13 protein-coding genes are annotated in these 12,880 nt (G+C 64.3%); 7 read left to right on the forward strand and 6 right to left on the reverse strand.

The window, feature by feature from the left end:
- Positions 1–126: 126 nt before the first annotated feature.
- Complete coding sequence (locus tag YUO_RS0114745) at positions 127–417, reverse strand: hypothetical protein (protein WP_028347961.1); 291 nt, start codon at positions 415–417, stop codon at positions 127–129.
- 209 nt (positions 418–626) lie between these two features.
- On the opposite strand from YUO_RS0114745, the gene YUO_RS0114750 reads away from it, so the two are divergent.
- From YUO_RS0114750 to YUO_RS0114775, 6 genes are all read left to right on the forward strand, one after another.
- A complete protein-coding gene (locus tag YUO_RS0114750) occupies positions 627–1,877 on the forward strand; it encodes an NAD(P)/FAD-dependent oxidoreductase (protein ID WP_028347962.1) in 1,251 nt (416 codons plus the stop codon).
- 250 nt (positions 1,878–2,127) lie between these two features.
- Positions 2,128–3,045, forward strand: a complete 918-nt coding sequence (locus YUO_RS0114755; RefSeq protein ID WP_028347963.1) for an ABC transporter permease — start codon at positions 2,128–2,130, stop codon at positions 3,043–3,045.
- A complete protein-coding gene (locus YUO_RS0114760; protein ID WP_028347964.1) occupies positions 3,042–3,923 on the forward strand; it encodes an ABC transporter permease in 882 nt (293 codons plus the stop codon). The genes YUO_RS0114755 and YUO_RS0114760 overlap by 4 nt, the downstream gene beginning before the upstream one ends.
- The gene (locus YUO_RS0114765; protein ID WP_028347965.1) at positions 3,920–4,897 is read left to right on the forward strand and encodes an ABC transporter ATP-binding protein; all 978 of its coding nucleotides are present in this window, start codon (positions 3,920–3,922) and stop codon (positions 4,895–4,897) included. The genes YUO_RS0114760 and YUO_RS0114765 overlap by 4 nt, the downstream gene beginning before the upstream one ends.
- Positions 4,894–5,844, forward strand: coding sequence for an ABC transporter ATP-binding protein (locus tag YUO_RS0114770; RefSeq protein WP_028347966.1), 951 nt, complete (start codon positions 4,894–4,896; stop codon positions 5,842–5,844). Before YUO_RS0114765 ends, YUO_RS0114770 begins: the two co-directional genes overlap by 4 nt.
- A 43-nt stretch (positions 5,845–5,887) precedes the next feature.
- Complete coding sequence (locus tag YUO_RS0114775; protein ID WP_198028034.1) at positions 5,888–7,417, forward strand: ABC transporter substrate-binding protein; 1,530 nt, start codon at positions 5,888–5,890, stop codon at positions 7,415–7,417.
- A gap of 88 nt (positions 7,418–7,505) precedes the next feature.
- Here the strand turns inward: YUO_RS0114775 and YUO_RS0114780 are convergent, their stop codons facing one another.
- Positions 7,506–8,243, reverse strand: a complete 738-nt coding sequence (locus YUO_RS0114780; protein WP_028347968.1) for a glutathione S-transferase family protein — start codon at positions 8,241–8,243, stop codon at positions 7,506–7,508.
- Positions 8,244–8,352: 109 nt separating this feature from the next.
- Between YUO_RS0114780 and YUO_RS0114785 the strand changes: the two genes are divergently transcribed.
- Positions 8,353–8,697, forward strand: coding sequence for a winged helix-turn-helix transcriptional regulator (locus tag YUO_RS0114785; RefSeq protein ID WP_028347969.1), 345 nt, complete (start codon positions 8,353–8,355; stop codon positions 8,695–8,697).
- 237 nt (positions 8,698–8,934) lie between these two features.
- On the opposite strand, the gene YUO_RS0114790 is transcribed toward YUO_RS0114785, so the two are convergent.
- From YUO_RS0114790 to YUO_RS0114805, 4 genes are all read right to left on the reverse strand, one after another.
- On the reverse strand, positions 8,935–10,410 hold the full coding sequence (locus YUO_RS0114790) for an amidase (RefSeq protein ID WP_028347970.1): 1,476 nt from the start codon (positions 10,408–10,410) through the stop codon (positions 8,935–8,937).
- Positions 10,411–10,415: 5 nt separating this feature from the next.
- Entirely contained in the window at positions 10,416–10,649 is a 234-nt protein-coding gene (locus YUO_RS0114795; RefSeq protein WP_028347971.1) for an antitoxin, read from the reverse strand.
- 44 nt (positions 10,650–10,693) lie between these two features.
- Positions 10,694–11,662, reverse strand: coding sequence for a VOC family protein (locus YUO_RS0114800; protein WP_028347972.1), 969 nt, complete (start codon positions 11,660–11,662; stop codon positions 10,694–10,696).
- Positions 11,663–12,482: 820 nt separating this feature from the next.
- Entirely contained in the window at positions 12,483–12,848 is a 366-nt protein-coding gene (locus YUO_RS0114805; protein WP_028347973.1) for a nuclear transport factor 2 family protein, read from the reverse strand.
- Positions 12,849–12,880 lie beyond the last annotated feature (32 nt).

Here is a 12,880-nt window from a genome sequence, read left to right on the forward strand (position 1 = left end):
ATCACCTTAAGCGAGTTGATGTGGCGCTGCGCGATCTATTCGTGCAGCGCATATGATATTGGAGACGTGGCGTGGGGATGCGCTCCCCACGCCGCGCAGTTTTGAAATGTCCGAACTCAACTGGAGTTAGGCGAGGCCGTGGAGAAGGCCACCGACATCGAGATGGCCGACATCGGCGCTGGCGCCGATCAAAGTCGGTGCGGAAACCGAGGCGTCGACACCGTTGAGCCCTGCCGAGAGGTCGATGCTCGGGTTAGTCTCAACTACTGCGCCGAGATCGAACAGGTTCGACAGGTCCGCTGTGCCGCTGGCGCTGGCAGAAGCGCTACCGCTGGCGCTTGCGCCGCCAAGTACACCGGTGGCGGTTCCAAGCAGGCCATCGACGGTACCAAGCAGGTTTCCGAGTAGTGCAGCCATATAGTCAACTCCTATGAAGGTTGGCTGGAATGCGACGAACGTCGCGGTGCAAGAAGCCACGGCAGCCAGAAAGGTTGCGGACTCACATGCGGCGTTTTGGTGATGATTTGTTGGGAAGGGAACTTTCCGCTGTTGCCGGTCGGCGGCGGTCCGACCATGATGCAAGGTCTCCTTTGTAAGATTCCCTTGGGAAGGTGTTTGGAAAGTCGATGCCGGAAGATAAAGCGGATGTTGTGGTGCTCGGTGCGGGCATCGTCGGGGTATCGACGGCGTTTGCCGCGCGGCAGCGCGGAATGTCGGTCGTACTCGTCGATCGGCACGAGCCGGGCAGCGAGACCTCATACGGCAATGCCGGCATCATCAGCAGCGGCTCGATCACGCCGCTCAACAATCCATCGCTGTGGACGTCGCTGCCGAAATACCTCAGCAACCGCCATGCGGCATTGCGTTGGAATCCGCTTTGGGCGGTGCAGAACGCGGGCTGGGTCGCGCGCTTTCTGGCCAATTCGGCCGCGTCGCGGCTTGGGCCGCGCGCGACCGCGCTGCATGGCTTGATCGGTGCATCGGCGAAACTGCATCGGGAATGGATCGTGCAAGCGGGAGCGGGACATCGCATTCGCGAGACCGGCTGGCTCAGGGCGTGGCGCAGCGATGCGGTTCTCGCGGCGAAGCGGGAGCAGGCCATGCTGGCCGAATACGGCATCGCCAGCGAATGGCTCGACCGCCAGGCCATCTCCGCGCTCGAGCCGGATATTGTGCCCGTTTATAAAGTGGGCCTGCTGCACAGCCAGACCGCCTCGGTCGACTCGCCAGGCGAAGTGGTCAAGGCCTATGCGCGGATGTTCGCGAATGCCGGCGGCCGGGTGAGGCAGGCGGACATCAAGGCGATCATACCCGACGGCGATGGCTGGCGCGTGATGCTGGCCGATGGCGAGATTTCGGCGCGTCACGTCGTGGTCGCGCTGGGACCGTGGTCTGCCGATATGGTGCGGCCGCTCGGCTATCGCGTACCGCTGGCCTATGAGCGCGGCTACCATCGCGAATTCAAGCCGAACCCGGCGCGGTCCTTGCGCCGTCCGATCTATGACATCGATGGCGGCTTCATCATGACCCCGATGGAGCAGGGCATCCGCGTCACCTCGGGCGTCGAACTGACCGACCGCGATGCGCCGTCCTCGTTCGCCCAGCTCGACCAAGTGGTTCCGCTCGCGCGTGGCGTCCTGGAGTTCGGCGACGCTGTCGGCGATGCATGGCGCGGCTCAAGGCCGACACTGCCCGACAGCCTGCCAATGATCGGCCCGGCGCCGCGGCATGCCGGGCTTTGGCTTGCGTTCGGCAACCAGCATATCGGCTTCACGACTGGTCCCGCAACCGGCGCCGCCATCGCCGCCATGATTGCCGGCGCGCCGCTGCCTTACGATGTGACGCCGTTCGCGCCGAGTCGCTACATTCGAGACTGAGATGGCGGACCCGGCGGCCAAACTGGACTCGTTCGGACTCTTTTGACCGCAAAAGTTGCACCGGACCAGGTGCTTGTCGCATGATTGCAGCCTGCAATGGCACACACATTGCATCGTCGCAACAGGCAGGCGTCGCGTTGGGAAATCGTTGCAATCGTCCCTTGCATGGGACGACAGTTTGGTGACACTTGCCCTTGCTTCGCCGACCCGAGGAATGCGCCTGCGCGCCGGTCGGCGCTGGAGTTTGTTGATGTTGCGTCTGATTGCCCGGCGTCTTGCTCTCGGTGTGCTGGTCGCGCTGACCGTCATGACGCTTGCATTCCTGCTGACGCGGCTGTCGGGCGATCTTGCGGTTTCGATTGCGGGTCCGCAGGCGACGCAGGCCGACGTCGAAATCGTGCGTAAGGCCTATGGCCTCGACCGCCCGCTCTATGTCCAGTTCTTCGCCTGGACCGGCCGCGCCATGGTCGGCGACTTCGGCCAGAGCTATTTCTTCAAGGACAGCGTGGCGAACCTGATCCAGAAGCGCCTGCCGATCACGCTGACGCTCGGCCTGGTGGGCTTAAGCCTCGCCTTGCTGATCTCGCTTCCGCTCGGCATCCTGGCGGCGCTGCGCGAAAACACCTGGATCGATCGCGGCGTCACCCTGTTCACGATGGTGGGGCAGGCCGTGCCGAGCTTCTGGCTGGCGCTGATCCTGATGATCGTGCTCGGCCTGCAGCTCGGCATCCTGCCCATCTCGGGCACTGGCACCTGGCAGCATTTCGTGATGCCCGGTATCGTGCTTGCCTTCACCGCGATCCCGGCGCTGACGCGGCTGACGCGCTCCGGCATGATCGAGGCGATGGCCTCCGATTACATCCGAACCGCGCGCGCCAAAGGCCTGTCGCGGGCGCGCATCATCTTCAAGCACGCGCTGCGCAACGCCGCCATCCCCGTGGTGTCGATCGCCGCGGTCCAGCTCGGCTTCATGCTGGGCGGCTCCATCGTCATCGAAACGGTGTTCGCGCTGCATGGCGTCGGCTATCTCGGCTGGGAGAGCATCGCCAAGAATGATTTCCCTGTCGTGCAGGCGGTGGTGCTGGTGCTGGCCGTGTTCTATATCGGCCTCACGCTCTTGGCCGACATCCTCAATGCGCTGCTCGATCCGAGGCTGAGGACCGGATGAGCGAGCCGATTGCCATTCAGGCGCCGCAGCCTTCGAGCATAGGTAGCTCGCGCATCGGCGCCGCCGGCTTTGCGATCGGGATTGCCATCGTCGCGCTCGTCGTTGCGGCGGCGCTCGTCGGCAACGCGCTGGTGCCGCAGGACCCGTTCACCCAGGACCTCGGCAATCGCCTCAAGCCGCCGTTCTGGATGGAGGGCACCCAGCCGGGCCATTGGCTCGGCACCGACCAGCTCGGCCGGGACTATCTCGCGCGGCTGGTCTATGGCGCGCGCATTTCGCTCCTTATCGGCATCATGACGGTGATCACGTCGGGGCTGATCGGCATCACGCTCGGCGTGCTCGGCGGGTTTTTCGGCGGCCGTGTCGACGATTTCGTGCTGTTCGCCATCACGACGCGATTGTCGATCCCAGTCGTGCTGGTCGCGCTTGCGGTGGTCGGGCTGATGGGATCGGGCCTCGGGCTCGTCGTCGCCACCCTCGGGCTGTTGTTATGGGACCGCTTCGCGGTCGTCGCGCGCGCGACCACCATGCAGGTTCGCAACCACGACTACGTTAGTGCGGCCTGGTGCGCCGGCGCCTCGATGCCGCACATCCTGATCAAGGAGATTTTGCCGAACATAGCGAGCCATCTTGCCGTGGTGGCAACGCTGGAGATGGCGCTGGCCATCCTGCTCGAGGCTGCCCTGTCGTTCCTGGGGCTGGGCGTGCCGCCGCCGCTGCCGTCCTGGGGGCTGATGATCGCCGAGGGCAAGGACTACATGTTCTTTTCGCCCTGGGTGATCATGATCCCCGGCGCAGCCCTGGCAGTTCTGGTGCTTGGCATCAATCTGGTCGGCGACGGGCTGCGCAATCTGCTCGGCGCGGAGCGGCTGCGATGAGTGCGCTCTTGGACGTGGAGGAGCTTCAGGTAACGTTCGGCCGCACCGCGGCGGTGCGCGGCGCCTCGTTCCGGGTCGAGAGGGGCGAGACCCATTGCCTGGTCGGCGAGTCCGGCTGCGGCAAGTCGGTCACGGCGCTCGCGGTAATGAACCTGCTCGCCCGCGGCGGCCAGCGTTCGGCGAAAAAGATGAGCTTCGCCGGCACCGACCTCACGTCGTTGTCGGACCGCGAGATGGCGCGCCTGCGCGGCAACCGCATGGCCATGATCTTTCAGGAGCCGATGACCAGCCTCAATCCGGCTTTCACCATCGGTTCGCAGATGGCGGAGGTGATGACGCGCCACAAGGGCGGCTCGCGCGCGGCGGCCCTTGACCGCGCCGCCGAACTGATGGGCCGCGTCGGCATCACCGCGCCTGGCATGCGGCTCGGCCAGTTTCCGCACCAGCTCTCCGGCGGCCTGCGCCAGCGCGTCATGATCGCGATGGCGCTGATGTGCGATCCGGAACTGTTGATCGCCGACGAGCCGACCACCGCGCTCGACGTCACGGTGCAGGCGCAGATCCTGCGGCTGCTCGCCGGTCTCAAGCGCGAGCTCGGCCTCTCGATCCTGCTGATCACCCATGACCTCGGCATCGTCGCGCGCGTCGCCGACCACGTGTCGGTCATGTATGCCGGCGAGGTGGTCGAGCGCGCGCCGACTGCGGACCTGTTCCGCGCGCCGCAGCATCCCTACACCCGCGGTCTTCTGTCCTGCGTGCCGGTGCCCGGCCGCGTGCAGCGCGACCGGCCGCTCGGCTCGATCCCCGGCGTCGTGCCGGCGATCGGGCCCGGCTTTGCCGGCTGCGCCTTTCGCTCGCGCTGCGCGCACGCCGACGAAACCTGCACGCGCGCGATACCGCGGCATCAGGCGGGCGATGCGCATGATTATCTTTGCCGGCTCGAGCCGGACTGGGCGGAGCTGCAACCCGCATGACTGCCGCGATCGAGGTCGAGAACCTGCGGTGCGAATTCCGCGTCCACACCGGGCTGATGTCGGCGGAAAAGCGCGTGGTCGCGGTCGACGATGTCACCTTCAGCGTGCCGGCCGGTAGCGTGCTCGGCATCGTCGGCGAGTCCGGCTGCGGCAAATCCACGCTGGCGCGCCTGATCCTCGGGCTGCTCAAGCCGACGGGGGGAAGCGTGCTGGTCGATGGCAAGCGCCTGTTCGACCTCGACCGCAAGGCGCGGGCGCGATTGATCCAGCCGGTGTTCCAGGATCCGTTCGCCTCGCTCAATCCGCGCCGGCGCATCAAGGATATCGTCGCGCTGCCGCTTGCCGCCCAGGGCACGTTCTCGCGCGGCGAGATCGAGCGCCGGGTCGGCGGCATTCTCGAGCGCGTCGGCCTGTCGGCTGCGATGGGTGAGCGCATGCCGGCGCAACTTTCCGGCGGGCAACGCCAGCGCGCGGCGATTGCCCGCGCATTGGTGCTGGAGCCGCGGATCGTGATCTGCGACGAGCCGACCAGTGCGCTCGACGTCTCGGTGCAGGCGCAGATCCTCAATCTCTTGGCCGACCTGCGCCGCGACCTCGGGCTGACTTACCTTTTCATCAGCCACAACCTCGCCGTCGTCGAGCATGTCGCGAGCGAAGTCGCGGTGATGTATCTCGGCCGGTTCGTCGAGCGGAACGAAACCGACGCGCTGTTTCGAAAGCCCCGCCACCCTTACACCCAGGCGCTCCTGGAAAGCGTGTTGACGCCGGAGCCGGGCAAGGGCGTACCGGACATCGGCCTCGGCGACGCCATGCCGGATCCGTCCAATATTCCGCCGGGCTGCCGGTTCAACCCGCGCTGCCGCATCGCGGTCGAACGCTGCCGTCATGAGGCGCCAAAGCCCATGGTCCGCCCGCCCCGGGGGATGGTAGAATGTCACTTGGCATAGGGCGTGTTTTGCGCCGTCTGTAATAGAAAAAATGGAGAGCGATATGCGTATGCAAAAAAAGCTCGGCGTTGCAATTCTGGCGGCGGTTCTGTCGGGTGTCGCTGCTTTGCCCGCTTCTGCGCAGAAATCCGCCGACGCGCTGCGGATCGTGATGCGCGACGCGCTGCCCAACATCGATCCCTTCTATAACAATTTGCGCACCGGCGTGGTGATGCATCACCAGGGCTGGGACGCGCTCGTCTACCGCAATCCGGACACGTTCAAGCTGGAACCGCTACTCGCAACCGAATGGAAGCTGCCGGATCCGACCACGATCGAGTTCACGCTGCGGCCGGGCGTCAAATTCCATGACGGCAGCGAGCTTACGGCTGCTGATGTCGTCTACACGATCAACCTCGTGGCCGATCCGGCGAGTCGGGTGTCGACGCCAGCGAATTACAACTGGATCGACAAGGCCGAGAAGATCGGCGATCTGTCGGTGCGCGTCACGTTGAAGCGGCCGAATCCGGCGGCACTGGAATATTTCGCGCTGGTGCTGCCGATCTATCCCAAGGCCTATCGCGAGAAGGTCGGTGCGGAAGGCTACGCCAAGGCGCCGGTCGGCGCGGGTCCGTACAAGATCACCAAGGTGGAGCCAGGTGTTTCCATCGACTTCGAGCGGTTCGACGATTATTGGGCCGGCAGTCCCAAGGGCAAGCCTGCGATCAAGAAGATGAGCGTGCGCTTCGTGCCTGATGCCGCGACCGAGATGACGGAATTGCTCGCCGGCCGCGCCGACTGGATCTGGAACATGAATCCGGACCAGCTCGAGTCCGTGAACCGGATGCCGCATCTGCAGGCGGTGCGCAAGGAATCGATGCGGATCGGCTATCTCTCGCTCGACTCCGCGGGCCGCACCGGCGCCGACAATCCCCTGACCAAGCAGAAGGTGCGCCAGGCGATCTGGCACGCTATCGACCGCAAGGCGATTGCCGAGAAGCTCGTCACTGGCGGCAGCCGCGTTCCCGCCGCGCCCTGCTTCCCGTCGCAGTTCGGCTGCGATGCCGAAGCGGCGGTGGCTTACGACTACAATCCGGCAAAGGCCAAGCAGCTTCTCACTGAAGCCGGCTATCCCGACGGCTTTGACGTGGAGCTCGCAAGCTATGTACTCCCGCAATGGGGATCATCGGTGCAGAACTACCTGCACGCCGTCGGCATCCGCGCCAAGCTCAACCAGCTCCAGACCGCGGCGCTGATCCAGCGCGCCAAGGCGGGCGAGCTGCGCGCCTATCTCGGAAGCTGGGGCAGCTACTCGATCAACGACGTCTCGGCCATCATGCCCAATTTCTTCGACGGCGGCGCCGACGACTATGCGCGCGATCCCGAGGTGCAGAAGCTGTTGGTGCAGGGCGGGTCGACCATCAATCCGGAAGCGCGCAAGGAGGCCTATTCGGCGGCGATCAAGAAGATAACCGAGCAGGCCTACTGGGCGCCGCTGCACACCTATGTGACGACCTACGGCCACTCCAAGCAGCTCGATTTCACGCCATACCCGGACGAACTGCCGCGGTTCTATCTGGCGAAGTGGAAGTAGAGGTTCTTGTCGCGTCGGCCGTTCGACCAATCGTCATGTGGACGCCGGGCTGCTTCCCGGCGTTCCACTCGCCGCGATCGCGCGCCGCTTAGGATGATGCTGCCAAGCCGCGGTTGTAACCTCGGTCGCCGAATCGCTCGATAATATCCGCGAGTGGGATATGGCCGACACAAGCGCCTAGTCCCGAACCAATGTCTCCGCTCTCCAGTGCCGTTGCATAGATGACGGCGGGGTCGGCCTCAATGCGCCGGCGCACCGCGGCGAGTTTTGGCCAGCGTGCCGGATCGGCGACTTGATGGAAGTCGAGCCATCGCGCGACGCCGACCAGAATGCCGTCGGCCAGCGTCGGGCGCTCACCCATGAGAAAAGGATGATCCCCGATCATGGCTTCGAGCTTGTCATGCCGCTCGATCACCCGTGCGGCGCCGAACTCGCGTAGCGATGCCTGCATTTGCGGGTTCGGATTCGCCATCTCCATCGCGGCCCACAACGGCGCGAAGGCGCCGGTGAAGCCCGTGTTAACAAAGCCGATCAGTTGATGCATCCGGTCTGCTTCCGGCGAAAGCGGTGCGAAGCTGATGCGCCGCTCGCTGTCTCTTGCCTCGAGCCAGGCGGCGATCGCCATCGTCTCGGTCAGCGCCCGCCCTGCATCCGTGATCAAGACCGGCGTTTCATGTCGCGCATTGATGCGGGCATAGGAAGGGTCGCGCATCTCGCCGAGCATATCGACGCGGCACAGCCGATAGGGTTTGCCAAGCCATTCAAGGGCGGCGACGAGCCCCATCGAGCTTCCGGCCGGGAAGCCATAAACAAGAATCGGTTCCATTGGTATGTTCTCCGTGATTTCTGCCGATCACGCTGCGCAGCGTGACTGGAATCTACGGATGGCGCTGCCCAAGTAAATTACGCACCTTTTTGTAACCACGAGTGATCAGATGAAAGATCTCGTCTCCCGCTGTCCCATCGAAGAAGTGATGCAGGTCATCAGCGGTCGCTGGCCCAGCTTGCTGATTTACTATCTGAAGCAGGGCACGAAACGGTTCAGCGACCTGCGCAGGGACAACCCCACCATCTCGCACAAGATGCTCACCCTGGAGCTTCGCAAGCTGGAGGAAGCTGGCATTGTCGAGCGCAGTGAGTTCGAGGGATATCCGTTGCGCGTGGAATATGATCTGACGCCGGCCGGTCTCAAGCTCGTGCCGTTGCTTGACGCCCTGGGCGACTGGTGGGATGCGACGGCCGCTGGCCGCAGTACGTTGCCGGTCCAGCTAACGGAATAATCCGGGAGACCAACAGGTCAGGTCAACGCTGGTCCGGCTCCGGCTGGTCTCTGTTCCGGATCGTTAGCCCATTGACTTCACACCATTCCCTCAGGCCTTTTCGGTCGCCTTCTTCTCGAAATCGTACCATCGGTCGAGCGCCCGCCTTCTCTCCTGCTTACCCGGCGATGCCGCTTCCCTCTCGCGCTGCCCTAATCAAAATCGAGTCCACATGCTATTGTTTGACTTGCGCGCTGTTCAATCCCTCGTCACATGAACGCCGGACGTGCGCCCCCCATTCCACTTGCCACCGATCGCGCGCTCGATCTGCGCCGCGAGTTGCAGCAACAGCCCGTCATTCGCCTGCTTCGCGATGGCCTGGATGCCGAGCGGCAGGCCGTGCTCGTGGGTGGCGAGCGGCAGCGAGATCGCCGGGATGCCGCAGAGATTGGCGAGTGGGGTAAAGGCAAAATTGCGCCAGAGATTGCCGAACCAGTTCAGCACGTCGGGATTGTCGCTGATCGTGAGATATTCGGTGGTGCCGACCTTTGGCGTCGGCAGCGCGGTGATCGGCGTCAGGATAATGTCCCAGTCCTCGAAGAACGCGCCGAAGCCGCGCGAGGTCGTGTTGAACACGGCCTGCATGCGGGCACGGTCGGCGTAGGACGTGTGTCGGCCATGCTCCCAGATCCGGATGTTGATCGGCTCGATCAGATCTTCCGGCGGCTGTTCGAGGCCGCGCGCCGCCAGCATGTTGGAGATCACCACGGCAAAATTGCTGATGTAGCAGGTGGTCTGCGCCGCGAAGGCTTCCCCATAGTCCAGATCGGGCAGGGCGTAATCGACGTGATGGCCGAGGCCTTCGAGAAAGCGCCCAGCCTTCTGCAGCTCGGCTGCGATATGCGGCGTCGCGCGATAATCGCCCCACTGGTACGACAGCGCGATTTTCAGCCGGGCAGGATCATGTGTGATCATCCGCGTATACGGCTCCGGCGGACTCCAGAACGGCATGAATTCGCCCGGTGCCGGACCGCGGCAGGCATCGACGAAGGCCGCGGTATCGCGCACCGTGCGCGACTGGCAGCCTTGAATCGAAACCAGTCCGCTCAAATCGGAGAGGTGCGGCGACAGCGAGAACACGCCGCGCGAGACTTTCAGTCCGATATTGCCGTTGACGCCGGCGGGAATCCGGATCGAGCCGCCGCCATCGGTCGCATGCGCGATCGGCACCGCGCCGGCGGCGACCATCGCAGCGCTGCCGGCAGACGATCCGCAGGTGGTGTAGTCGGTATTCCAGGGGTTGCGGGTAACGTAGACGGCGGGATTGTCCGCCGAGCTACAGACGCCGAATTCCGGCGTAGTCGTGCGCCCGATCAGATTGAGCCCGGCCGCCCGCATCTTCCGCGTCAGGAAAGTATCCGCGGTGGCGCGATTGCCGCGCATGAACAGCGAGCCCATTTCCTGCAGCCGGCCCTTCAATGTCGGACCGAGGTCCTTCATCAGGAACGGAAGTCCGGCAAACGGGCCGCCGAGATTGGTGCCATCGGTGGCGGGATCGGCGACCGCGTCCTCGAACACTTCGACGACACCCGACAGTGCGGGATCGACCTTGGCAATGGCGGCGGCGGCCTGCGCCGCCAATTCTTTGGCCGTCAGCTCGCCCTTCGCGACACGTGCGGCCAGTGCCACGCCATCATGATCGGCCCATTCGTCCCAGCTCATCGGCAAGTTCATGCAATCTATCCTCTTGGCGGCGTCAGTATCGGATCGTCAATCGCAGCAAAGTTTTCTTCGATCGGCTTCATCGTCTTGAGCAGAGCGAGCAACCCGCGCTTGCGCACCGGCTCGATTATCAAACGCTCACCGTCACGATGCATCATCGCCTCGTCGCCAGGTAGTTCGAATTCCACAGGAATACGAACCGCCTGATTGCGACCGTTGCGAAATAGTCTAACCCGTCGGTGCTGAGACATGGGCCGGGTACCTCAATGGCGTTATTCTGCTCGTTTGAGATAGCTCAAACCTTGATCAGCCGCACCCTTGTCCCCCAGGGATCGGCAGCCTCGATGCCGTTCGTAATAGCGGTTGCCGGCGCGCTCGCCTGCCGCAAGCGCTGCTCCTGCGCCTGCAGGATCTCCTCCGAGGCGATTTCGAGCGAGAACCATGCAAGTCCCGTGGCCGCATCATCCCGTCGCCCAGCGCCGGCGCTCTGCCAGACATTGATGCCGAGGTGATGGTGATAGCGCCCCGACGACAGGAACGCAGCGCCGGTGCGCTTGCGGGTCGGGTCGAAGCCGATGGCGCCGCCATAGAAACGGTCGGCCTGTTCGAGGTCGCCGACGCGCAGGTGCATGTGGCCGATGCGAAGGCCGTCGGGAGCACCGGCATAGTTGGAGATGCGCGGATTCGTCAGCGTCAGCAGGCCGCCGATATCGAGCGGGTCGGTCGCCATCGCGACCGTGCCGCCATCCCATTTCCAGCTTTCGGGCGCGCGGTCGGCGTAGACCTCGATGCCGTTGCCTTCGGGATCGTCGAGATAGACGGACTCGCTGACGAGATGATCGGCAAATCCGGAGAGCGGCACCTTGTTCGTTGCGGCGTGCACCAGCCAGCGGGCGAGATCCTTGCGGGTCGGCATCAGGAAGGCGGTGTGATAGAGGCCGGCGGCATTCCGCGCCTCGCTGGCGGCGCCCGCGCGCAGGGTGAGATCGAGCAGCGGCACGCCGCCCGCGCCGAGGCGGGCGCCGGTTGCCGTGCGCTGCAAAACGGCGAGCCCGATGGCGTCGCGATAGTAATCGGCGACGAGATCGAGATTACGCACGCGCAAGGTCACCATGCCGATCCGCATCGGCGTGCGGTTGGCGAAGGTCGGCCCGGCAGCGCCGTCGGCCCTTCCTTCCGCCAGCGCTGCCGCCGTGGCGGCCGCGCTCAACGACGAGGCGCTGGCCAGGTGGAGGAGGGTGCGGCGGGTCAGGTCGATGCTCATGTCAGCTCCGTTTTTCGATCGGCTCAGCGAAGTAAATCCCGCGCCGGTTCTATGCTCCGCAGCGTCGCAACAGCGCCGGCCGGACGATCGTTGCAGCAGAAGGTTTTGCTCCGAGCAAGCGATTTTTCAGCCACCCATAGGGTGGGCAAAGGCGCTCCTCGCGCCGTGCCCACCATCTATCATCGAGCACGTTTCCCGATGGTGGGCACGCTTCGCTTTTGCCCACCCTACGAGTTGCGAACTGATTAGCCTCGCGCCCAAGCGAAATTTCCATGCGCTTAGCGTGAGGGGCAAATCAGTCGCATCACTCTGCCGTCACCCATTGAGGGGCGCTCGCGATCGTCACGAACGTGCGGTGAGATGCGATGGACGCGGAATGCGCGAGACGTAGGCGCAGGAAGCGTACGGCGAAGTCGTGTGGTTCGGGCGCCGCGGTGCTGGCGTTAAGCTGCGTGAAACTCTTTGCGCAGCGACGGAGGTAAAAGAGCCGTTCTCCGGAAGTAAGCCGTAAAGCCATTGCGCAGGGAAGGCCGGGATGCTCCCGCTGTACCTGTATGCTCGTGTGCATGTTCTTTTGCGCACTTTGCACACGAGACCGCGGGTGCGGCGCGCACCCGGTCTTCCCTGCGCCCTCTGATCGGAGAGGGCGAAGCGAAGATGCAAACCTCGGGCGCAATGCGTCGCGAGAACTTCACCTCATACTCCGTTGTCGTCACCCGCGAAGGCGGGTGACCCAGTATTCCAGAGACGCCAGTGATTGAACCGATAAGCCGCGGCGTACTGGATCCCCGCCTTCGCGGGGATGACAGTTGTGCGTGGGCTACGCCCCCGCCGGCACCTGGTCGAGGAAGCCGGTGATGCTGCGGATGCGGCCGTCGCTGAGGACTGCGAAGTCCGTTCCCTTGATCGGGCTGTCGCCGCCATCGGGGCCGAGGCCCCAGGAGAAGCGGACGTGGTCGCCAAAACCATTGGGCTCGCCGATCAGCCTGAACCTGAAATCCGGAAACTTTTGCTGCACACCCGCGATCAGCGCGTCGACGCCGTCGTGCCCATCGCCCGACATCAGCGGGTCGATATAGCGGGCATCGCTGGTCCAGTTCTGGCTGAGAATTTCGCGGCGGCGGCTTGGCGTCCGCTCGTTCCACAGATCGATGTAGGTGCGGGCAATCTTGTTGATGTCGGTCATCATGCTCTCCTTCGTTTCGGCCGAATGGGCCG

The sequence above is a fragment of the Bradyrhizobium murdochi genome (assembly GCF_000472965.1).
GTDB lineage: Bacteria > Pseudomonadota > Alphaproteobacteria > Rhizobiales > Xanthobacteraceae > Bradyrhizobium > Bradyrhizobium murdochi.